The 20,533-nt window shown below is 37.0% G+C and carries 25 protein-coding genes; 8 read left to right on the top strand and 17 right to left on the bottom strand.

The window, feature by feature from the left end:
* Positions 1-23 precede the first annotated feature (23 nt).
* Positions 24-575: a cysteine hydrolase family protein gene (locus D7322_RS23375; RefSeq protein WP_121126613.1), complete on the top strand. Its 552-nt coding sequence runs from the start codon at positions 24-26 to the stop codon at positions 573-575.
* Between the two features lie 157 nt (positions 576-732).
* Here D7322_RS23375 and D7322_RS23370 read toward each other — a convergent pair whose 3' ends face one another.
* Both D7322_RS23370 and D7322_RS23365 read right to left on the bottom strand, forming a co-directional pair.
* Entirely contained in the window at positions 733-1,911 is a 1,179-nt protein-coding gene (locus tag D7322_RS23370) for a rhodanese-like domain-containing protein (RefSeq protein ID WP_121126612.1), read from the bottom strand.
* A 42-nt stretch (positions 1,912-1,953) separates the two neighbouring features.
* Complete coding sequence (locus D7322_RS23365) at positions 1,954-2,628, bottom strand: hypothetical protein (protein WP_121126611.1); 675 nt, start codon at positions 2,626-2,628, stop codon at positions 1,954-1,956.
* A gap of 234 nt (positions 2,629-2,862) precedes the next feature.
* Between D7322_RS23365 and D7322_RS23360 the strand changes: the two genes are divergently transcribed.
* The 6 genes from D7322_RS23360 to D7322_RS23335 all read left to right on the top strand — a co-directional run bounded on the left by D7322_RS23360 (position 2,863) and on the right by D7322_RS23335 (position 6,924).
* The gene (locus tag D7322_RS23360; RefSeq protein WP_121126610.1) at positions 2,863-3,117 is read left to right on the top strand and encodes a VOC family protein; all 255 of its coding nucleotides are present in this window, start codon (positions 2,863-2,865) and stop codon (positions 3,115-3,117) included.
* A 230-nt stretch (positions 3,118-3,347) separates the two neighbouring features.
* Positions 3,348-3,929 (top strand): Crp/Fnr family transcriptional regulator, encoded by a 582-nt coding sequence (locus tag D7322_RS23355; RefSeq protein ID WP_206531771.1) that lies wholly within the window; start codon positions 3,348-3,350, stop codon positions 3,927-3,929.
* A 90-nt stretch (positions 3,930-4,019) separates the two neighbouring features.
* Positions 4,020-4,727, top strand: coding sequence for a DUF5131 family protein (locus D7322_RS23350; RefSeq protein ID WP_121126608.1), 708 nt, complete (start codon positions 4,020-4,022; stop codon positions 4,725-4,727).
* A gap of 257 nt (positions 4,728-4,984) precedes the next feature.
* Complete coding sequence (locus D7322_RS23345) at positions 4,985-5,365, top strand: VOC family protein (RefSeq protein ID WP_121126607.1); 381 nt, start codon at positions 4,985-4,987, stop codon at positions 5,363-5,365.
* A 35-nt stretch (positions 5,366-5,400) separates the two neighbouring features.
* The gene (locus D7322_RS23340; RefSeq protein WP_121126606.1) at positions 5,401-6,165 is read left to right on the top strand and encodes an MBL fold metallo-hydrolase; all 765 of its coding nucleotides are present in this window, start codon (positions 5,401-5,403) and stop codon (positions 6,163-6,165) included.
* Positions 6,166-6,561: 396 nt separating this feature from the next.
* A complete protein-coding gene (locus tag D7322_RS23335) occupies positions 6,562-6,924 on the top strand; it encodes a hypothetical protein (protein ID WP_121126605.1) in 363 nt (120 codons plus the stop codon).
* 579 nt (positions 6,925-7,503) lie between these two features.
* On the opposite strand, the gene D7322_RS23330 is transcribed toward D7322_RS23335, so the two are convergent.
* The 11 genes from D7322_RS23330 to D7322_RS23285 form a co-directional block, all read right to left on the bottom strand.
* A complete protein-coding gene (locus D7322_RS23330; protein WP_121126604.1) occupies positions 7,504-9,765 on the bottom strand; it encodes a hypothetical protein in 2,262 nt (753 codons plus the stop codon).
* Positions 9,766-10,206: 441 nt separating this feature from the next.
* Positions 10,207-10,977 (bottom strand): helix-turn-helix transcriptional regulator, encoded by a 771-nt coding sequence (locus D7322_RS23325; RefSeq protein ID WP_121126603.1) that lies wholly within the window; start codon positions 10,975-10,977, stop codon positions 10,207-10,209.
* Between the two features lie 33 nt (positions 10,978-11,010).
* A complete protein-coding gene (locus tag D7322_RS23320) occupies positions 11,011-11,610 on the bottom strand; it encodes a hypothetical protein (RefSeq protein WP_183078823.1) in 600 nt (199 codons plus the stop codon).
* Between the two features lie 37 nt (positions 11,611-11,647).
* Positions 11,648-12,127 carry a hypothetical protein gene (locus tag D7322_RS23315; RefSeq protein WP_147430526.1) on the bottom strand — a complete coding sequence of 160 codons (480 nt, stop codon included), beginning with the start codon at positions 12,125-12,127 and terminating at the stop codon, positions 11,648-11,650.
* 93 nt (positions 12,128-12,220) lie between these two features.
* Positions 12,221-12,868 (bottom strand): hypothetical protein, encoded by a 648-nt coding sequence (locus D7322_RS23310; protein ID WP_121126600.1) that lies wholly within the window; start codon positions 12,866-12,868, stop codon positions 12,221-12,223.
* A 1-nt stretch (position 12,869) separates the two neighbouring features.
* Complete coding sequence (locus D7322_RS23305) at positions 12,870-13,100, bottom strand: hypothetical protein (RefSeq protein ID WP_138096930.1); 231 nt, start codon at positions 13,098-13,100, stop codon at positions 12,870-12,872.
* Positions 13,101-13,298: 198 nt separating this feature from the next.
* The gene (locus D7322_RS23300) at positions 13,299-14,042 is read right to left on the bottom strand and encodes a hypothetical protein (RefSeq protein ID WP_121126598.1); all 744 of its coding nucleotides are present in this window, start codon (positions 14,040-14,042) and stop codon (positions 13,299-13,301) included.
* A 21-nt stretch (positions 14,043-14,063) separates the two neighbouring features.
* Positions 14,064-14,228 (bottom strand): hypothetical protein, encoded by a 165-nt coding sequence (locus tag D7322_RS28590; RefSeq protein ID WP_183078822.1) that lies wholly within the window; start codon positions 14,226-14,228, stop codon positions 14,064-14,066.
* Positions 14,229-14,238: 10 nt separating this feature from the next.
* The gene (locus D7322_RS23295) at positions 14,239-14,646 is read right to left on the bottom strand and encodes a hypothetical protein (protein ID WP_183078821.1); all 408 of its coding nucleotides are present in this window, start codon (positions 14,644-14,646) and stop codon (positions 14,239-14,241) included.
* 155 nt (positions 14,647-14,801) lie between these two features.
* Complete coding sequence (locus D7322_RS23290; protein WP_121126596.1) at positions 14,802-15,191, bottom strand: hypothetical protein; 390 nt, start codon at positions 15,189-15,191, stop codon at positions 14,802-14,804.
* 10 nt (positions 15,192-15,201) lie between these two features.
* Positions 15,202-15,654: a hypothetical protein gene (locus D7322_RS23285; protein ID WP_121126595.1), complete on the bottom strand. Its 453-nt coding sequence runs from the start codon at positions 15,652-15,654 to the stop codon at positions 15,202-15,204.
* Positions 15,655-15,804: 150 nt separating this feature from the next.
* Here D7322_RS23285 and D7322_RS23280 point away from each other — a divergent pair, with 150 nt between their 5' ends.
* On the top strand, positions 15,805-16,614 hold the full coding sequence (locus D7322_RS23280) for a LuxR C-terminal-related transcriptional regulator (RefSeq protein ID WP_121126594.1): 810 nt from the start codon (positions 15,805-15,807) through the stop codon (positions 16,612-16,614).
* A 338-nt stretch (positions 16,615-16,952) separates the two neighbouring features.
* On the opposite strand, the gene D7322_RS23275 is transcribed toward D7322_RS23280, so the two are convergent.
* The 4 genes from D7322_RS23275 to D7322_RS23260 form a co-directional block, all read right to left on the bottom strand.
* Positions 16,953-17,693: a hypothetical protein gene (locus tag D7322_RS23275; RefSeq protein WP_183078820.1), complete on the bottom strand. Its 741-nt coding sequence runs from the start codon at positions 17,691-17,693 to the stop codon at positions 16,953-16,955.
* 160 nt (positions 17,694-17,853) lie between these two features.
* On the bottom strand, positions 17,854-18,441 hold the full coding sequence (locus tag D7322_RS23270) for a nucleotidyl transferase AbiEii/AbiGii toxin family protein (RefSeq protein ID WP_241254766.1): 588 nt from the start codon (positions 18,439-18,441) through the stop codon (positions 17,854-17,856).
* Between the two features lie 65 nt (positions 18,442-18,506).
* Complete coding sequence (locus D7322_RS23265; protein WP_121126591.1) at positions 18,507-18,995, bottom strand: helix-turn-helix transcriptional regulator; 489 nt, start codon at positions 18,993-18,995, stop codon at positions 18,507-18,509.
* A gap of 406 nt (positions 18,996-19,401) precedes the next feature.
* On the bottom strand, positions 19,402-20,517 hold the full coding sequence (locus D7322_RS23260; RefSeq protein ID WP_121126590.1) for a TlpA disulfide reductase family protein: 1,116 nt from the start codon (positions 20,515-20,517) through the stop codon (positions 19,402-19,404).
* Positions 20,518-20,533 lie beyond the last annotated feature (16 nt).

Here is a 20,533-nt window from a genome sequence, read left to right as displayed (position 1 = left end):
TGTCATACAAAAAATAAATGATTATGAGCAAAAAAGCATTGATTGTCATCGACATCCAGAATGAATATTTTGAAAACGGAGCACTTCCATTGGTAAACCCTGAAATGGCAATTCTAAATGCCCGCAAGGTTTTGGACCATTTCAGAGCAAACAATTTACCCATTGCACACATCCAACACGTATCGGCTGATCCCGAAGCATTGCCGATTTTTGTTGAAGGAACTCCCGGTGTAGAAATCCAGGAAAATGTGAAGCCACTTGCTCGGGAGAAAGTTTTTCAAAAGTATTATCCAAATAGCTTTAGAGACACAGGGCTTTTAGACTATTTAAAGGAAAATGACGTAACCGAAGTGGTTATTACCGGAATGATGACTCATATGTGTGTGGACGCCACCACACGTGCGGCATTTGACTTCGGTTATAAATGTACGGTTATCGGCGATACTTGTGCGTCAAGAGACTTGGAAATTAACGGTAAAACGGTAAAAGCCGATGATGTGCACCACGCATTTTTAGCAGCATTAGCGTTTTTCTATGCGGAGATAAAGAGTACCGAAGATTATCTATCTGCATAACAGAATAAGGAGGATGTATCAAAAGTACTTTTGACGATTTCGTGCCAAATAAAATTTCGACACCACATTCGATTTAAATGAAAAAGGGCTAAAAACTCATCAAGACGTTGGCCCTTTTTATGCTATTTCGATAATATATAATACAGCCCCTTTTATTTTATTGATCTAGCAGACTTTTCAATTCCAATTCTTGATGGTCGTAAATGTCCTCTTGAAGTTGGAAAATGCCACCAGTCAATAAATACAGATCTTTTACACCATACTCCTTGCAACGCTTGGCAAACGCAAACAATTCTTCTTCCATCATCCTGTCATAAAGGATAATAGTCTTGCCCGCATATTTGGCTATTTTTTCCTTATTCAGAGTAGCCAATGGCATATTTATGGCATTTCTCAGGTGTCCTACATTTTTATAAAAAACCTTATCCGTGCCGTCAAATTCCGTTTCAGGTCTAACATCAATGATAATTGTATTACTGTTTTGATTGGACAATTTCAGTAATTCTTCGGGCAAAATCATTCGATATTTTGTTTCCAAAAATGCTCTCTCAATGCTGGTATAAGAACTAATTATATTTTGAAGCCCGAAAACCAGAACACTTGTTTGGTAGCCTTGCTCAATTAAATAGTTTGCCGCAATAGGACTTTGATTTCCATCATTATCGAACAGCAAAATGGTTTTGCTTTTGTCCAATAATTTCAAATTATGTTGTAGCTTATCGTAGGGAATATGAAGCGCTGATTTGATTTTTCCAAATGAGTTTTCACGCTCCGCTTTGGCTATTCCTAAGTACAAGCTATCGGGTCTGATATCGATTATCTGGAATTTTTCGTTGTTGAGGGCTTTGGTAAATACGACTGGAGGAACCAATGCATATTTAAGGTTACTCGTATAATATTTGCTTCTATAAGGCATTTCGCTTTCAGAAAGAGAATTAAAATACGATAAGCCCCCATTAATATTAACCACATTCACAAAAGAACTATCTGCCAATCGCTTGGCTAGGTACCTCGACCTTTTGCTATGACTGCAATATAGGTAAATCGTATCATTTTTATACTTTTGATATTCGGGGTAATATTTTTCAAAATCACCAAAATCCGTTTCTATTGCACCTTTTATTTTTCCTTGATTAAATGCTGGTAATTTTCCGTTATCGGTTCTTTCGCCGTCAGATCTTATATCGAAATAAACAAGCTTCGGATTAAGTTCCAGCCGTTTAAAAAAATTGCTCCAGGAAATGGTTTGATAGCGAACGTTATCCGATTTAAAGTCTTGTGCGTGACTAAAAACATTAAACAGCGATAACACAAAGGCAAAAGTGATTTTTTTCATTTTTTATTAATTGTAAATTATTGTGATTGTTATCTATCGCCGTTAGAAAAGCAAAAAGCTAACGAAACCGCCAAAGCTGTTTTCATTATGTTTCTCTGGACCATAATAATCGATATTAGAACCCAATCCAAAAGAAAATTCGTTATAACTTAAGCCGGCACGAGCCATCAAATAACTTCTGGTTTGCATCTCGATGATGGTATTGTATTCATATAAAGCCTGAAGTCGTGAATAGAAACGCCATTTGTCATTAATCTTTGGCTTATACTCAGCTAAAACTAGGCCTTCAACATTAGTGTCTTTAGAAAAATCTATTCTCGAATTAACAACAAACAACCAAGTGGGGTTGGCTACCGTATAAATTATGCCGGTTATGGGGCGCATACCTTTCACAGGCGTTACATGAAAACCTCCCGCAAGTTTTAAGCCTTTCAAAACTTCATAAGTCAGGCTAGCTTGTGTCATGTAGTCGTTGATTTGATCATTATCCCATTCACCCACCAAGGACGTTACGCTAAAAAAGCCCAATCTGGGAATACTCTTGAATTTTTTATCAATAATCATTTGAAAAGCCAGTCCTCTGTTGCTGCCTAATAATTCTGTATTAATTGGAGGGCTTAATACCGGAATTTCTGCTTTTTCTTGCGAAAACGTATTTCCACTTATGACTAAAAGCAGTACTATAAAAACATAACTAATTTTTGTTAAGAACTTCATTGTTCAGAAATTTACTTGTTTGGATTTTTTTTTAAGAAGTTCACTTCAACTAAAGCAACTTACGGCGATCTGAAATTCAATTTATAATTATATTCCTACCTCCTATTGGGTCGTACCAAAATTTCTTACAAAGTTACCACTCTATATATTTCTGACATCTACATAAGCGTGCTATTGATTTAGGTTTTCGTGCACATTGTGATTTCTAGATGATATCTTGAGAAGCTATAGTGCTTGTTTGGCCGGGATTTCAAAACAAATCCTGATCTGGAAAGCCAGGGATATCAATATGATGGTATTCTTGAATCGGGAAATGAAATACCTACTGGAGGAATGATGCATACCGCTGGTAAAAAGCCGGAATATGCTGTTTTTTATGTATTTGTTGATGATGCTGAGAAAGAAATAAAAATAGCGCTAGAAAATGGCGGCGCACTTGTCAGGGGACCTGTGACTGATGACTCTAACATTACTTTTGCGCGTTCATAAGACAATTCAGGTCATCAATTTGGCATTTTTTCTGTAAAGAAATAATCTCTTATCGTACTTATCAAGAGCCTGCCTTTTTACGATAGCAGTTTTTTTAATGCCTTTTAGGGTAATTAACATGCCTCATATCATGAAGTACATTATCCCCCATTATTTTGTACATTTATGTAAGTTTAACCCGTTGGAGTTTTTAGCCTATGTATCAGGAAACGAAAGATAGATTTACAACAATGATTGATTTTTTTAATTCAATCATTCCGTTAAAGCAAGAGGAAAAGGAATTGATCCGCCAATACTTCCATTTGCGTTCCTATAAGAAACGTATGTTTGTACTTCAGGAAGGAGATGTGTGCCAGCATCTCAATTTTGTACTTTGCGGTTGTCTCCGTATGTATAAAGATGATGAAAATGGCAGTCCGCATATCCTGCTTTTTGCTACCGAAGGTTCGTGGATCAATGATCTGGACAGTTATTACCAAGAAAAAAAATCGTTGCTGAACATTGATGTTTTGGAAAATGCAGAATTACTCCAAATCAGTCGCCAGGACATTGTAAAACTGTATCTCAACGCACCAAAATTTGACAGGATTTTTAGAATTCTCACCGAGAAAAACCTCGTTCTCCTACAAAACCGAATGTTGGAAAATATCAGTTTGTCGGCTGAGGACCGTTATTACAATTTTCTCTCCAATCATCCAGACCTTATCAATAGAATACCTCAGGTACATATAGCATCCTATCTCGGTGTCTCAGCGGAGTTTATCAGTCGTTTAAGGAGCCGAAGGGCTAGAAATCCTTTAATGGGAAATTGACCTAGATCAATATTGTTTCTTGATCTGGTTCTGCGAAGGATGATTACTTGTGTCCGTAAATTTGCATAGTAAAGTAAAGATAATTTTATTATGGAAATTGTTAATATAAGTAAGCTGATAAAAACCCTGAATCCCGTAAATGGATGTACTGCGGGGTGCGTATATTGCTATGCACGAAAAATTAACAACAGGTTTAAAATCACCGCTGATTTTGAAATCCCTGAGTTCAGCCCGCTTCGTTTAAAACAGATCAGGCAAACCACAAAATCCCAAACCTACTTCATGACAAGTATGAGCGATTTCTCCGATTGGCAGGAAGAGTGGAGAACAATTGTTTTTGATTACATCAAAGATTTTCCGCAGCACGATTTTATATTTCTTACAAAATTCCCAGAGCGGATTCATTTCCAGACCGACCTTCAAAATGTATGGATCGGTGCTACTATTACGGCAAAGAATGAAAAACGCAGGATTGATTCATTGAGAAGCAATATCAAATCAAAAAATTATTTTCTCACATTCGAGCCATTGCTAAATGATCTTGGAGAGCTTGACCTGCACGATATCAAATGGATTGTTATCGGGCCTGAAACCGGGAACAGGAAAGGTAAGATTACGGTTAAAAAAGAATGGGTAGACAACATTATGAGACAGGTCGATCAGCAAAATGTTTCAGTGTTTATGAAAGACAGTCTCGCACCTATTGTAAATCCAGATGACATGCGACAGAAATTACCCTTTAATGATCGGGTTGAAAATAAAGAAGAAGAGCTGCAGATTTCGTTTAATTTCCAATAGCTAAACCGAGATGAATGTATCTAATATTAACCAGGATCAATATTAAATATTGATTTAGGTCAAGTAATATTAATCCAATTCGTTAGTAAATTAGGTAGAATTAAATTTTATGCTATTTGGATATCATTTGAATGGCCGGAATCGACTTTTATTTCAGGTAATGCGGATTAAAAAGAACACCGGTTTTAAGAAAAACAGATCTTAAAAGAAATATTAAGTAAGAAATAGACTGAACCTTACATTTTATAAGCAGCATAATGAAAACAAAAAGAAATATTGCTGGCTGGTTTGAGATTTATGTAGAAGATATGCAGCGTGCGATGGATTTTTACCTGTATGTTTTCGATGATGTAAACTTCATTGACCTTTCAAAAGGCGACAATCAGATGCAGATGTTTGAATGGGAAGATCACTTCCCCGGAGCAGGCGGGGCATTGGTAAAGATGCAGTTCAATAAACCTTCACCAATTGGAACTATTATCTACTTTAACTGTGACGACTGTGCTGTACAAGAAGCCAGAGCCCGAAAAAAGGGTGTGGAGATTTTAGCTTCTAAAACACAACTTCCCCACTTCGGCTTTTCAGCGCTCCTGAAAGACAGCGAAAATAACACGATTGGGTTATATTCACTTAAATAGAAATAATTTAGTAAAACACATTTAAATAAATTGATATGAAACTACAACAAATCAGGAATGCAACGATGGTTGTCAATTATGGAGGTAAGAAATTTTTAATTGACCCTATGCTAGCCGATAAAGGCACATTACCTGCATTTCCACATCCGGCAAGCGGTGATGAGCGTGATAACCCTTTAGTAGAACTTCCAGTATCAATAGATGAACTGGTTAAAGATCTGGATGCAGTTTTTTTAAGTCACCTGCATTATGACCATTACGATGACGCGGCAAAGAAATTCCTGCCCAAACATATAAAAATTTATGTCCAGGATAATACAGATAAAAAAGAAGTGGAATCTGCTGGATTTACAAATGTTGAAGTCCTTATCGATGGTATTGAGATTGACGGAATTCAACTGTTTAAGACCCGGGCACAGCACGGATTTGGCGAAACATTAAAATTAGCAGGAAATGTTCATGGATTTGTTATGAAGCATGGCTCAGAAAAAACAATATACTTTGTTACCGATTCAGTATGGTATGAAGGCGTGCAGCAGGAACTCGAAAGACACCGTCCTGACGTTGTAGTTGTGAACGGCGGTGACAATCAATTCGTCGGCGGCGGCCCGCTGATTATGGGCAAGGAAGATATTAAAAAAGTACATGAGACTGCTCCGGATGCAACGTTGGTGGTAAGCCATATGGAGGGTGTAAACCATAATACCTTATCCAGAAAAGAATTAAAGCAGTTTCTAGCAGACGAGAATATTTCGGATAAAGTACTTGTTCCAGACGACGGACAGCACTATGAGTTTTAAAGTTTGGAATACAGTTTTGAAACTATAAACTGTCATTATAAAATCTATCCGCTATTCATTGAGAATAACGGATAGTACTTATATTGGGAGGAAAACAGTTATTATAATTTCACTAAATTTTGCTTTTCGAACTTTACTATCATCTCATTCACTTCATATCTGATCTCTGTAGGATCTACATTATTAGGGTCTGCAAGTTATTGTCCGTCTTTCCGAAATTCTTCGAGTTGCCAGGAGTGTCCTTTATTAAAATTTGCTTGCATATTCAAGGCAACTCTACTTTCAGGTCTATTTCTGAGCTATCCAAATAGTTTGCTTATTGCAATTTCTCCCGTCCTAAAATTGGATCAAAAAATAAATTTAAGTACCTTAAAAGAGAACTATAAACACTTAAATATGAGCACAACAGAAGTCTTTTTCTCAAACGTAGCAGTTACCGTAATTGGCGGTTTGATCCTGGCAATAATCCTATCAGCAAAAAATCATTGGAAAGAGTTTCTTTCGGATTTGAAGTTGTCTATTATGATTTCTCTTTCTTTATTATCAAATGAAATAAGAACAATTCTTCTTTCTGAGAGTTTTAACTCTGTCTTTAACCCCCTCTCCAAGATCATTATGGCATGGACAGTCCGATTTTCGTACATTATTTGCGGCGCGATCATCGTTATTGGCCTGTTATTGGGAGTAAACCCTTTTGTTACTGTTCTATTGGGAGGGTCTATTGTAGCAGCAGTTGAAGTTCCTTACCGTTTATTATGAGCATCCCAAAAGCAGATACTCGATAATCAATAGCATCTATTTAAGGGGTCTAGCATTTGATTCTAAGCCCCTTAAAACACCAATTATAAGGGCTGTTATAAGACCTTTTTAATATCCGTAAAGATAGCCGAGCGGACTGGTTGTCACATTTCCAATTTGTTTAGCCAAATTTTAGACAATAACCTTCCCAAACTATTGATAATTTTGGATTCGCAAACGAGATCTTATCGGCACTCGTTCTATCAGTACAAAAGCGAAATTGTAAGTACCCCAATAACTGGACACCTACATATATAGGATTGTTCCCTTTCAATCCGTCTATATCAGTTACGGATAGATTCCGCAAAGCTTCATCGTCTCCTTAATTAAAAATTGATTTGCCATATTATTATGTTTTTATGTGTATAGCAAAAGTATGGCTGCTACCGAGGCTATCCGAGGAAATTAAGGTGTATTTAAGCGGTATGGGAGAGATACCGAAAAGTCCGTGTTTTCACCATTTACGCGGTACAATATTGAACAAAAAAAGCAGTATTCTGGTCGAATACTGCTTTTTCATTTTGGCTTAATCAGTCGCAACTAGGTCGCCAAAACCCCTGCATTCCTTAACTTTGTTTTCAGATCCCGAAGTTCAAGCAAGATTCCTTCTACTTCACTTTGAGTGTAAGTGGTACTAGGTACAGTTGCTGAATCCGTACAAACTGTTGCCTGCTTCACCAATCCCGCGGTCGAGCTGTTTGCTAGAACTGGTATTTTCGCGATTGTATGCCATCGGTTCTCTTTAAATATAACTTCTAATAACTGCCCTTCAGCACTCAACGTAACAGCAGTGGCCCCATCTATCGTATGACCTGTGGCTGGACTTATAACTACTGTATTTGATGAACTATCAATCTTTTTAATCAGAAGCGAACGTCCATCCTTACTTGTTGTCGGCAAATTAATGATTCTATTTCCTAATGTGGCGTCCAATAAAATTACATCCAGGTTGTCTGTAAAAGTTGGGATATTTGCGCTGACTACCGCAATGTTTCGTTTGATATTGGTCGTAAATAACGCATTGGACCATGATGTATCATTTGTTTGGTACCAAACGCCATTATAACATAAAAATTCCAATTCCATGAGACTTCCTGAGGTATTGGCAGACAAAGCAGTAATTGTATTTTGAGATAGTTTATAGGCAGATTCTGAAAATGCGACGGTTTTATAGTTAGGTATCCCAGCTGTTAATAACACGATTCTCATCTTCGTGTTATTAATATTGCTTACAGGTGCATTGATCACTGTAGGCGAATCAACAATTCGAAGAAATATCGCTTCATTATCACCTTTGCTATTATCTGGTGTTATATTATTACCGCTAATATAATTTAAGGGCATATTTCTCTTGTATTTATCAGCCAGCCCTCCTCCTACACAAGCCACCCTTCCGTTGCCGATAGAAGCAACAAACTGTGCGTCAAAAGCTTTCGGGGAATTATTTAAAATAGTGGGATTCACTATTGTGCAAGCAGGTGGTGTTGCAGATGGTTCATAATATCGAAATGCCGCTCCAGATTTATTATTAACGACAGTATTTATAAATTGTACATTATCCACATCGGTAGCATAATGCGCGGATAGACTATTGCAGTAAACAATTTCAAAAGTATCGTTAATAGAGGTAAAACTTGGTGTATGACCTGCATAGGTACTCGATGTGCTATATTGCAGTATATTGCCTTTGTTATTTATCGAATAAGAATTTTCTACTCCAGTGAATCTCGCCCAGCCTGTAGTTCCAAAATCGCAGTCTTTCACTGTGATTCGCTTGAGAGGTCTTCTATTTGAAGCTGCTGGGGCTTCAGCTACCAAATCCATACCTTTACCACTTATCCACCGACATCCTTCTACTAGAATATCTTCCATTTTATCAAAACTATCTTTTATCAGATCGTCTTTTTTGTCTTGAAGGGAATATTTGACTTCCAAATTGTACGAATTGGGATCGATAGCAGTGTCAAACGTAATATTTCTGAAAACACCATTCGAACTATTGATTAAATAAACGTCGTGAGTATCTCCATTTACCAAATAACCATTGTCTTTAAAAAGGATATTATCAAGCTCAAAATTATTAACAAAGCCGCTCACTCCTGTTAAAATATTATTATGTATTGTTCCATTCGTTACCTTTAATCCGGTGCAATAATAAATTCTCAGTCCTGATGTCATCTTTGATAAATTGAATTCATCTATGGTAATATCTGTGCAGCTGTCAAACCGTAAAGAAGAAGAAATATCTGAATAACCAATCGAACCGTTGCTAGTTAACGATCCCTCCGCTATTAATCCATTAATCGTAATGTTCGGCGAATTGACTGAAGCAAATATTGCGTCCTTATCGGTTTGAACGGTTTTTTGTACAATGGACTTATTAAAGTATAAAGTTGTGTTGGATGGTAGATTGATAACCGCCTTTGTGATATACGTCGTCTTCTCAGCAAACAGCAATGGTATTTTTCTAGTAGCTGAATAATTCACTGCTTTTTGGATACCTTCCGTGGCGTCCGCCAACCCTTGTCCTGTCGCGCCAAAATACGATACATGTACATGGTCCATAAAATGGTGGATAAGTTTGATTCCCCCCAATTCAACAATGCTTCCACCGTTATCCAAACCGGGGTCAAGAATCGTTGGGGTGAGATAATAAATAATCGGTGCCGGGGTATCCCCTTTTGCATAATACCCCAATAGTTGTACACCTTCATAAGTTCCGTTTTGTAAAGCTGTAATTTCAGCAGCAGATAAGCCTCGCATAGCTGCCATCGTTTCCTTAACTAAAAATTGATTTGCCATATTCTTTTGTTTTTATGTGTATAGCAAAAGTATGGCTGCTGATGTGGCTATCTGAGGGAAACGAGCGGTACGTAAGCGGTATGGGAGAGATACCGAAAAGTCGAGGTTTGCAATTCTTTGAAGGGATCGGAATAAACTTCCATTAACCCAAAGAAGAAAAATCACTTGTCTTTACTAACGAGCAGATTAAGCAAACCACAATACCTTATTCAAATCTCCTGGTTTTGAATAGATTAAATTCATCGGGTATTTCATTCGAAATAATTGAATATAAATCCGAAAAACGGGATGAATATCTCTGAACATCATCTTTGCAATTATTTTCATAGCTTATTTTTCAGTTAAATAGTAAAGCGAACTTATATATTTGATAAATAAAGGTAAATACCACAAATGGGGTATTTTTAAAATATTGAGCTTTCTCGATCAAGTAAACAACTTTTACAACAGCCCTAATTCTGTTGACTTTTTAATTAAACTTGCAACGCTATGACAGCCTATTTTTCGGAATAGATTTTTACGATGTGTTCTACAGGTATTGGTTGTGATACCCAGAGCTTCGGCAATTTTTTCACTCGAAAATCCTTTGGCAATGTATTGTAGAATTTCGCACTCCCTTATAGTGAGTTTCATAGCTGGAAACGTAACCATTTTACTGTCGTTTATGATTATCTGATGGAATTCATTATTTCCTCGGATGCCCATCACAGTTACAATATGATTATTGACGCTGGTAATATGCTCTATGTCCGTATGAATATTGAGGCTTTTGACCATACGGAATTTACTGTCCACTACAATAGAAATAGACTGGTGATGAAATAATCGGTACGTACCATTAGCCACACGCATACGAAAACAATAGCAGCATTTCAACGATTGAATATGCTGAATGCCGACACTAAGAATATGTCGATGTGCCGCTTCTTCTGCCCGAATCACAAAACCCATATCATCTGGATGAACCAATTCGACTATTTCATTTAATGTTTCAGGCATATCAGTTAGACCATGTGTTTTGAGGATATTCGGATGCTGGTTTGAAATCGCCTGTCCGACAATATCAATGGTATAGTAATAATAATTGCCTGTAAATAGAAAATCTGCTAATAGGTCTACTAAACTGAGCTGCTGTTCCACTCCTTTTTCGGGAGAAAATATTTCGGGGTAATTGTCCCATGAAGTCACCAGTTGGTTTTCTTTATTTTCCATGATCCTAATTTTTCGATAGAAATAAAGGTTTGTTTACCTGAACTTTCGTTTTTGTTGTTCGCTTTTTGTTGTAGTAACTATAGCGCTGATGCTGTTCTTTTCTTTGATCTGATTCACCATGCTCCCAAGAACAACCATTCGTTCAGGGCAGACAACAAAAGTCCGGAGTCCTTCGCTGACCGAGGCACCGGCGCAACTGATACAAATTTCGATAAAGCCAAACGGCTTGTTGTCATGGCCGTAAAAGACAAGCATATGTCGGGGTTCATAACATCCCGCGATCATAAGCTCCTCACAGAGCTGACTTTGATACAAGGTATATTGCCAATCGGTACGTTGAGTGGGATCGAGCTCTACCCGTCCGGCAATACTATCTGTAGGGACATTTAACCGACCATCGGACAGTAGTTCTTCGAGATTTTTTCCTGCACTATTCTTCCAAGACATACGATTGCTCGTATAAAATATTAGTTCTACCCGTTCGGCCACTTCAAAAGGATCTAGCCCTGTGCTGTCCCGCTTTTCAACAATGGGGCTAGTACTGACTTTCTTTCCTTTGTAGAGTATTACCTTTTCCTGAGCGGATAGACTCAGGAAGGATAACAATAGGTATAATAGGGTGATGTATCGCATAAGCAAGAGCAAAAAATAACTGATTGCACTTCTATTGCTAGAATAAATTATCATTGATAAGTTTAGCTCCCTTTAGCGTGGCCAAATGTTTTAAAGCCTTAACAATCCGTAAGATCTCTTCTTTTTCTACACTAGCATTGAAGACGAAATCTGTTGTTTCAACGTTTTTTGTTTCTGTAACCTCGTTGTTAAATCCAATTTTGTTTGCTTGAAAATTACCAGTAATAATTATTTTATAATATAATTTACCCGCAAGCTCCTTTTGGAGATAGGATATACTTTTTATGTTGGAATACTTAAATACATGAACTTCAACAACCCTTATTGGAAAAGAGGTGGTTATAGAAGAGGCTGCTTCGCAGAATTCATCTTTAAATTTAATGGTTGCACCAAAATCACTTTCCCTTTGCAATGGGGGCACCTTTGCCTGAAGCCATTCTATGGTTTGCTCTGCGGTCTGTGCTTTCGTCGCGCCTATCCCTAGGAATAATGCGAAAAGTATCAATAGGTTTTTCATGTTGCGTGCCATTTGAGTTAATATCAGAAGTCAACAATATCAAGCGCCAGAAACCGGCAATCTTTGACTTTATCTATTCAAGTTAATTATCTTTTAATCAAAAGAAATAGGTTCTGGTGCTCCACAGAGTTTGCGGAGGTGATTAAAGGCTTTCGTTAGCTTGTCTACATTAAAAGCATTTATATCCAATGAGTATTTTGAAAATGTAAGGTTCTCCCGCGAATGATAAATTAAATTTTCTCCCTTACTTACCTTAAATTCTATAAAATCCGTATCCACACCAGCTTTTTCATCAGTAATAGTTCTTTTTTCAATAGATTCTATTTTATTTAAAGGTATTTTTATAGTTACATCTTTTTGAAAGTCTTGTTCATATTCCCGCCACCTAATATCACTATATCGTTCTGAAATTTTTGTTTCAATATTAAATATAAGTTCACAGTTGTCAAAAGAAATACCTTTAATAAAAATTTTGACTATCCTTTTCGGATTCAAGACTCCATTTCTTCCGCTCTCTGGGTAAACGACATAGTATATTGCAGATCCAGTATTCAATTCATTTTTAATATATGCTATTGTCTCTTCTTTTGTTGGTCCTTTGGCCTGAGTGGAAGATTCCTCTTTAACAGTTCCTGTTGGTTGTTCTTTTGTAACTGCGGACTTTGCAACTGCTTTTTTAGCTTGTGCATTCACTGTTCCTAATCCAAGAAACAAAGTGAAAAGTATTAATAGTTCTTTCATCTTATTTATTGTAAGTACATTGAACATTAATTTCGTCTTCTTTATTTTCGCGATGTCTGTCTTTGAATCCATCGATAAAACCTTTAAGGTAGCTGTCATTTTTATCGCAGGCCATACGTGTTTCAATTATTTTTCCATCGCTTGATTCCGCAATGCAAGTCACACATTGTTCCTTTTTGCAGGAAGAAAAAAGAAAAGTGATTATGCATAAAATTAATTTTAGATGTTTCATTTTATTAGATTTTAAATTGATGAATAATGATCTGGTTTCTATCATTATTAAAAGTTACACTGAAAAATAAGGCGGAGAATAGAATTTATTTTTTTGTAAAACAAAATTTTCACAAGGAAATAGGTTTATGTGGACCGAAAATTTACTTTAGTACCAAAACATTACTACGCATTTTTTACTTTCTTTAATCAATTTGAATTATCTATTATCCTCTAATTTTTTAAGTCGGTCGTTTATTGCTTTATTAGTACTATCTGCCATACGACTCATTCTATCTAAGCGTATACTTGCGCTATCTATTTTGCTTTTGCTCGCAGTTATTTGGTTTGTTAGTTTTTCTAAAGATGCGTTAAGATCTGCAAAGTTTTGTTTATTTGCTATTTCGGCTTCTGTTTTAGATATCTCTGCGGCTTTGCATAAAATTGTTGTAAATAGTTTTTGATACATGTCAGCATTTAGAACCTGACTAGGAAACGCGATTGATTTGCCCGTTTTGTCTGCTCTAATACTATCGATATTTAGGGTATTGATGTACATTTCGTTAAGGCGGTACAGTGCATCAGCGGAAAAGATATTGGTCGTAGATTTTTTATTAAGTTGCATAGCAGTTTTAGCAATATCTATCGTCGCACTGGCATTAACTTTATTATTTACATCGGCATTGGCTACAATCTCTAAGGCTTTGCTAAAAATAGCGTCAGGTGTATTTTCCGCAAGTACAGTATAATTTTGATCATTGGCGACAATTACTGTACTGCGTTTAGAGGCATCATAGAAAGAATTGAATATTGTATTGCCGTCTTTATACCTTGATGCTCTTATCATAGTGGAAGACGTATTAGCATTGCGATGTGTCATGCCACCGCCTTGAAAAATGGAGCATCCACTTAGGAGGAACACACCCATTCCCAACATTGCTATGATCTTAATTGGATTTTTCATAACTATAATGTTTTTAAATGGTTAAAAGGTTTCTTGAATTTTGGGACGAATACTTGTCAAATGCTTCAATGCTTTTTCAATACGAGCACGAATATTCTCAACTGCCTCCTCCTTAGTCTGTGCTTCATTCTGCATTGTAAATCCTAGAAATACAATAAAATATATTGATCTTAAGAATGTTTTCATCTGTTATTTTTCAATGGTCCTCTTCTTTTCTACTTTTTCGAAAAGAGAAAGTATTCACATAACGAATTGTATACCCTTCTTGCTTAAATTTGCCTATGATCTCGGTACGTTCTTCATCAATTTTGTCATAGCCATCCGTACGTGTGCTGCCATGAAAGCCTCTATACGCATTTGACCAATTGTAATAGTCATTAACGACCGTCTTTAGCTTTGCCGTCCATTGAATCTGCAAATCATCTCGATTGACATCGTAATAGATATCACTATTTATAATACCATTTACGATATTGGATACATAGAGCAGTTTATCCCCAGCTTTATAGGAATAACAAAAAGCGTAGACCGTTTCTTCCTTCTTCTGTGCATGGCTCTTAGCTACAAAGCCTATAAACAAGAAGATGCAAATCATCTTTGCCATAGTTTTCATAATCAATTTTTTAGTTAATACAGTACTACTAAGTTCCATATTTGACACACACGGGTAAATACCCCAAATGGGGTATTTTTAAAATATCTATTGAGATGCAGGAGTTTTAAGGGAAGAGTTTGGTGTATAGGTATCGAACTGAGTGCCTATCGCTTAGAAGTACGAAAATTATTGATCTGTTTGATCAGCGATGGTATGTTCTCATCGAGATACTGCCTTTCCATAGGGCTATCCGTAGCAGTTTTAAGATCAGATTTGTATAGTACCAAAGACTGCAATATAAATTGAAATGAACGTGATAGGTGGGATAATTGACTGCGGTGAAAGACCTTGTCCAACGCTTTTCCTTTGTTAATTAAGCTATCAAGCATAACGATTTTTTGTTGTATTGCCTGTTTCTTAGATAAGGATCTCTGAATATCGAGCAGATAGGTCTTTGCCAACAGGAGACTATCTTTTGGCTGAGTCGTTTGGGCTGAAGCGAAATGTACCCATCCAAATAATAATAAAAACAAAATTACATACAATCGTTTCATAGACCCAATGCTAAAGTGGACGTTTCCGCATCTTATTGATCAATTTCAACAATGCAGCTCGATTTTTGGCATCATGGTAAAATCTGGGCAACTTTTCGAGCAAGGTAAAATGGCTCCGGTCTTTATGTTCCCTCAAGGTGGCCGAAATATAACTTTCTAAATAATCGAGATGCGCATAATTATGGGCCCAAACAACATCCCCCTTAAACGGATGTACCAGCCACAGTTCAGCATCAAAATAAAGATTTGCTGCCATCTCTACAGGACCTCGTATACCGAACAAGCGTGCCTCTGTAGTTCTTTCTTTATTATAGCCGCATGACGGGCATAGCAAACGAGATTTTTCATTCTCATACTCCACGCTCGCTACAGCTTGTTTTCGACAAGCTGGACAGACAACCAATACTTCTGTCCGAAAGTCGGTCAACCTCTTGTTCTGATCATTAAAGCGTTCAGTTTTCATTAATTCTATTTATCAAATCGAATACTAAAATACAGCAAAGCTTTGGACAGGTATATACCCCAATTGGGGTATATTAAATTTTTTTTATATTTTAGTAAGGATAAATAGCCTATTTATTAAGCCACGTTATTGACTACGGACCGAGCGCCTATGGAACCTAAGAAACATCATCACCTCCTTGCCGACCTTTGGGAAAGTTATCCTGATGCATTGTCAAATAATTTTCAATCCGAAAAATCATATGGTATTGTGAATCACCTATCGGATATTTTGGCAGTTGGTCCATATTACCATTATGTAATCAATATAGCTGACTATTCGCTTTCCCAAGTTTCAGAAAGTATCACAAGTATCCATGGATTGGCTACTCAACCAACGACAATAAGGGAGATCATAGACCAAATACATCCGGAGGATCTGGAGTTTGTCCTGAAAGCTGAGGAAGCTACATTAGTCAAAATGAAGGAAATTGGATTTGAACATCAACTATTTTTGAAAACGTCCTATTGCTTTCGCATGCGTGTTGCCAAGGGTGATTATCACTTGTTTCATCATCAAGCTATACATTTGGCCAAAGATGATTTAGGGCGTTTGACTTCCGCATTGAATATCCATACCGACGTACAACACATCACCCAAAGCAACAATAAAATTGTGCTCGTTACCGGTATAGGTTCGCGTGATGATTATTGTCAGATCGACTTATCTAAACAGCTTCCACAATTTGATATACCTAAACTTTCCAAGCGCGAGATGGAAATCGTATCCCTGGTTGCCAAAGGGAACTCAAGCCCGCAGATTGCTGAAAAGCTTTTTATCTCGCCAGATACCGTAAGGACACATCGAAAAAATCTATTTCGGAAGACTGGAACAAAAAGCGTAGGTGAATTTATCTGCAAATGTATCGAATGGGGGTTACTGCAGCTGATTTGTTTTACTAATATAGAATTTTTCATATAAAATATCCCATTTAAAAGTCGCAACAGTTATTTGTTAAATTTTCTCATTATCCGTATCTCACATTGAAAAAGCAATTGCTAAGCATTCAACAGAAGAAAAGCTGCAGAATCAACAACTTCTCTTTTTCCATTATGTTAGGCTACTTCACCACTCAAACAGTTTTCACAGTGGATTGCTTGCCAGAATAGTAATTTATTTGGATTTGTCATAGAATGCTTGTAACTCATCTTTTGATTCTGTGAATTTAAAATATTTTGGCTCGTGTAAAATAGAATTGAAATAAATTTCTTGCATCCTTTTCTTATCCTTTAATTCAGCAGATGCACTGAATTGTGCAATCAATGTACTGTAAAAACTACCAATGTGCCATTCATTATAGGCGACTGTTTTATCGAATCCAATCCAATCAAAATCTGCGTAGTCAAAGTTTTTAAATAGAAATATTCCTTGCCATTAAACGTTGGAAGTTTGCCGCAAAACTCAAGTATCTTTTTATTGTTCTTCATCATCTGTAGAACTTTGAAGCGTCCTCCAACCAAAGCATCCATCATATTCAAAAAGAAGATTGCCTTTTCAGTGTCGTCCTTAAATCCTAAACTGTCCATATTGAAATTGTACTTGCTCAAATCAGCTTCGTTAAACAATGAGGCTATACCACCATGGATACGATAGTAGTAGTTATCAAGCAACCATCGACTATCAATCTGCTTGGAAAGAACTTCATTTGCTACCGCTACAACTGGTCTTGCCTTGACTTTTTCGTTTGTCCTATTGTAGTGAATTTCACGAATGACATACCATAATACCAACTCTTCTTCGTTTGGCCTTGCAAGAAATTGTGTCTCCAAAATTGTATGGTCACCTTTGCCAACCGCAATTAAAGCATCAACAATATGATTCAGCTTAGGTGTCCGTAATGAGTCAATTGATTTGGCAAATTGATCTCCTCTTGCATCTGTATTATAGGAATAGAGCTCAGCAATAGCTATTAAATTATGGAGGTCTTTTTGATCAAGCTTTATTTGGGCTTTAGTAAAAATCGATGCTGCCAAAAGGATAAGACTTAGAAAGTATTTCATTATTATTCGTCTATGTGTTTGCATATTTGTTTTATCTGCGTCCAATTAGTTTCGTGAAGACATTAAATCTTCTGCGCCAAGGGTCCATCTTTAGTCACAAGACTAGACCAACCGGGACAGGATCCCTCGGTAAGTTTTGCAATCAATCTGAATCCCACAACTAAATCTTACCTATTACTTCCTCAAAATCAGCTTTAATAAATTCCCAATATTTACCTTTTAAACACACAGGATCGAAGTCATTATCAGCGTTTTCAAAATTGATTAAGTTCATCAAGATCGTTTTCTCATCGTGAGAAAACGGATATCGCTCTTCATGTAATGCAACCATTTGTGAAATCGAATACTTATCTAATAACTCGTGTAAATCCCAAAAATCTTTTTTACGTCCTCCTCGCTGAATCACATCGATCTTCATGGCAATAATTTCTTCGATTGAGGCTAAACGAATATTATCTTCTTCGATGAATTCTTGAATGAACGGGTCTGTATAGAAAACGTCCAATTTAACGCTGTTGTTTTTATCATTTCCAATCGTATAAGACCTTCCCATAGCGGGAGCAATATTGGACAAGTGATCGACGTACGAAAAAGTATCTTTCAAGTAATTGTCAATTGACTCAAAGTCTAAGCTACCATATGGAACATCCGAGAAAAGATCAATATCGACAGATTCCCTATGGCCTAAATGCAAGCTTAAAGCGGTTCCCCCAACCAATCGAAAAGTTGAAAAAACATCCGCTTTCATTAGGGTTAATAGTGTATCTCTTAATAGGTCATTAACAGTATTATAATATAGCATAATTATTTGCGCTAATGTTTATGCAACAACATTGGAGCTGTTGTTGGTTCAGATAAGGCCTGCTGAACTTGCTCCTTGCCATAAAACCTTAGTATCTCATTTTTCTCTTCTTGATTTCCCCTTTCGAAAGTACGATGAATTACGGCTTTAGCTTGTTTTTCCCAATCTATTTTATGGACATCAGTGTCCCAAAAAAGAACTTTTCGCAAAATAGTCAAATCTGGCTTGTTTATATTTCCAATGTTTGTTTTAGCATTTTTTATCTCATAAAAAGTTTGTAACAACGCAAAAGTCCCTTCTTCAAATCCTAATGCCTGGTCAACTTTCAATGATAAAGGTACTGGAATGCCGCGTTGACCTTTTATGATTGCATTGAATATTTGTCTTTGTGTATCTATAGAGCGGGCAAATGGACTTGGCTTAATCGCACGCCTCTTAAGCTCTCTTTCTAAGATAAGCCCTGGATGAATTCCTTTAAAACGTTCCATACTTTTTTCCATAACGCAAATGTAATCAAAATTGATTACACACTTACGACTACACATAAAAATTCTTTAATGATATGACTCAGAAGTTCATTTGTATATTAAGAAAAGTCCTGTTAAATCCATTGACGAAGTAATTAAAGTGATTGAAATGCTATATCTTTAAATACCCACATTAATTTTTACGAGCTTAGCTAGCTACTACCCGACCATATTCCAGGGAGAATAGGATATCGATGGGATTTTTGCGCTGAAATCTGGTCTTGGTACGCAGGTAATTGACAATAATAATTGTTATCACATATCCAGTCGTTTAAAATGATGATATCTGTAAAAAGCTTCCTTCTGTTTAACCAAAAGGAAGCTTTTTTACTTAATTTTCTGTCAAATGGATATAAGCCGGAAATTGGCTATTGAAATGTTATTTCAAAAGACTTTGTACTTTATTGAAAAGTGTTTCACCCCGTAGGTTTGTTGCTACAATCTTCCCCTGGCTGTCAATCAGCACGTTTTGGGGAATAGCCCGAACACCATAGAGTGCTGCAGCAGGCTCTTTCCAACCTTTGAGGCTGGAAACATGGTACCAGGGCATCCCATCCTTGCTGATCGCCTCCGTCCATCGAGTCTTGTCATCGTCGAGCGAAACACTCAGCACTGTAAATCCTTGCTTTTTAAATGCCTCATAGGTATCCACAACATGCGGATTTTCTTTTCGACAAGGCCCACACCAGCTGGCCCAAAAGTCAAGCAATGTATACTTGTTTTTAACGATCACCTCTTTCAGACTCAGCTCCTGGCCGTCTGGTGTGGTAGATACAAAATCTTTATAAAGCTGCCCTGTCAGGACTCCTTTGGCCGCCGACAGACGGTCGCCAAGTTGCTTGCCCAAAGCACTATTTTTCACTCCGGGGCTAAGTTTGTCGTAATAAGGATAGGTTGTCTCATAATTAACATTTCCACCTGCTACTCGATCCAAATGGTATAAGGAAACATAGGATCCAGGATTTTCTTCAACAAACTGATGAATTGTTTCCCGCTTAAACCGTGTGTATTGGTCCAAGCCCGCGAGAAGCTCGGTAATATAAGCTTTTTTTTCCTCGCCCTCAGGCATATTTTTAAAACGCACAAATCCGTCTATCACTTTTCGGTCGGCAGGTCTTAATTTCTGGGCCAGCTTTTCGTGTGCTTCAGTTAATGCTGTTCCATATATTCGCGCATAACTCAACGAATCTTTTGTTTCGACATGGACGGTCCCCTGCGCAAGAAAAAGATCGATACGGTCACCGGATTCGATATTGTCCATGGATAAATGACCTAGGGTGGGATCGGTCAATTGGCCCCGTAGGACAAAGGCACCACCTGTTACAAGCACACTATCGACGACTTTTGTCGTGTCGCGTTGATAATATAGTTTAACATACTTTCCATTGTTGACTTTCCCTATTTTTCCTTTAACCATAAACTGACTGCTTTGTGAGAATGCGGAATAGGTTCCTAATAGCAGGGCAACTGTTGTAATGATTTTTCTTATTTTCATTTTTCTTGATATATAA

Source organism: Sphingobacterium puteale (assembly GCF_003627955.1).
Lineage (GTDB): Bacteria > Bacteroidota > Bacteroidia > Sphingobacteriales > Sphingobacteriaceae > Sphingobacterium > Sphingobacterium puteale.
The sequence above is the reverse complement of the archived record's forward strand: the minus strand, read 5'-3'. Positions and strand labels throughout refer to the sequence as shown.

Coding starts and splice junctions, on each gene's coding strand:
- D7322_RS23375 (WP_121126613.1), top strand. CDS start 24: ATGAGCAAAAAAGCATTGATTGTCATCGACATCCAGAATGAATATTTT.
- D7322_RS23370 (WP_121126612.1), bottom strand. CDS start 1,911: ATGAAAAAAATCACTTTTGCCTTTGTGTTATCGCTGTTTAATGTTTTT.
- D7322_RS23365 (WP_121126611.1), bottom strand. CDS start 2,628: ATGAAGTTCTTAACAAAAATTAGTTATGTTTTTATAGTACTGCTTTTA.
- D7322_RS23355 (WP_206531771.1), top strand. CDS start 3,348: ATGATTGATTTTTTTAATTCAATCATTCCGTTAAAGCAAGAGGAAAAG.
- D7322_RS23350 (WP_121126608.1), top strand. CDS start 4,020: ATGGAAATTGTTAATATAAGTAAGCTGATAAAAACCCTGAATCCCGTA.
- D7322_RS23345 (WP_121126607.1), top strand. CDS start 4,985: ATGAAAACAAAAAGAAATATTGCTGGCTGGTTTGAGATTTATGTAGAA.
- D7322_RS23340 (WP_121126606.1), top strand. CDS start 5,401: ATGAAACTACAACAAATCAGGAATGCAACGATGGTTGTCAATTATGGA.
- D7322_RS23335 (WP_121126605.1), top strand. CDS start 6,562: ATGAGCACAACAGAAGTCTTTTTCTCAAACGTAGCAGTTACCGTAATT.
- D7322_RS23330 (WP_121126604.1), bottom strand. CDS start 9,765: ATGGCAAATCAATTTTTAGTTAAGGAAACGATGGCAGCTATGCGAGGC.
- D7322_RS23325 (WP_121126603.1), bottom strand. CDS start 10,977: ATGGAAAATAAAGAAAACCAACTGGTGACTTCATGGGACAATTACCCC.
- D7322_RS23320 (WP_183078823.1), bottom strand. CDS start 11,610: ATGCGATACATCACCCTATTATACCTATTGTTATCCTTCCTGAGTCTA.
- D7322_RS23315 (WP_147430526.1), bottom strand. CDS start 12,127: ATGAAAAACCTATTGATACTTTTCGCATTATTCCTAGGGATAGGCGCG.
- D7322_RS23310 (WP_121126600.1), bottom strand. CDS start 12,868: ATGAAAGAACTATTAATACTTTTCACTTTGTTTCTTGGATTAGGAACA.
- D7322_RS23305 (WP_138096930.1), bottom strand. CDS start 13,100: ATGAAACATCTAAAATTAATTTTATGCATAATCACTTTTCTTTTTTCT.
- D7322_RS23300 (WP_121126598.1), bottom strand. CDS start 14,042: ATGAAAAATCCAATTAAGATCATAGCAATGTTGGGAATGGGTGTGTTC.
- D7322_RS28590 (WP_183078822.1), bottom strand. CDS start 14,228: ATGAAAACATTCTTAAGATCAATATATTTTATTGTATTTCTAGGATTT.
- D7322_RS23295 (WP_183078821.1), bottom strand. CDS start 14,646: ATGGCAAAGATGATTTGCATCTTCTTGTTTATAGGCTTTGTAGCTAAG.
- D7322_RS23290 (WP_121126596.1), bottom strand. CDS start 15,191: ATGAAACGATTGTATGTAATTTTGTTTTTATTATTATTTGGATGGGTA.
- D7322_RS23285 (WP_121126595.1), bottom strand. CDS start 15,654: ATGAAAACTGAACGCTTTAATGATCAGAACAAGAGGTTGACCGACTTT.
- D7322_RS23280 (WP_121126594.1), top strand. CDS start 15,805: ATGGAACCTAAGAAACATCATCACCTCCTTGCCGACCTTTGGGAAAGT.
- D7322_RS23275 (WP_183078820.1), bottom strand. CDS start 17,693: ATGAAATACTTTCTAAGTCTTATCCTTTTGGCAGCATCGATTTTTACT.
- D7322_RS23270 (WP_241254766.1), bottom strand. CDS start 18,441: ATGAAAGCGGATGTTTTTTCAACTTTTCGATTGGTTGGGGGAACCGCT.
- D7322_RS23265 (WP_121126591.1), bottom strand. CDS start 18,995: ATGGAAAAAAGTATGGAACGTTTTAAAGGAATTCATCCAGGGCTTATC.
- D7322_RS23260 (WP_121126590.1), bottom strand. CDS start 20,517: ATGAAAATAAGAAAAATCATTACAACAGTTGCCCTGCTATTAGGAACC.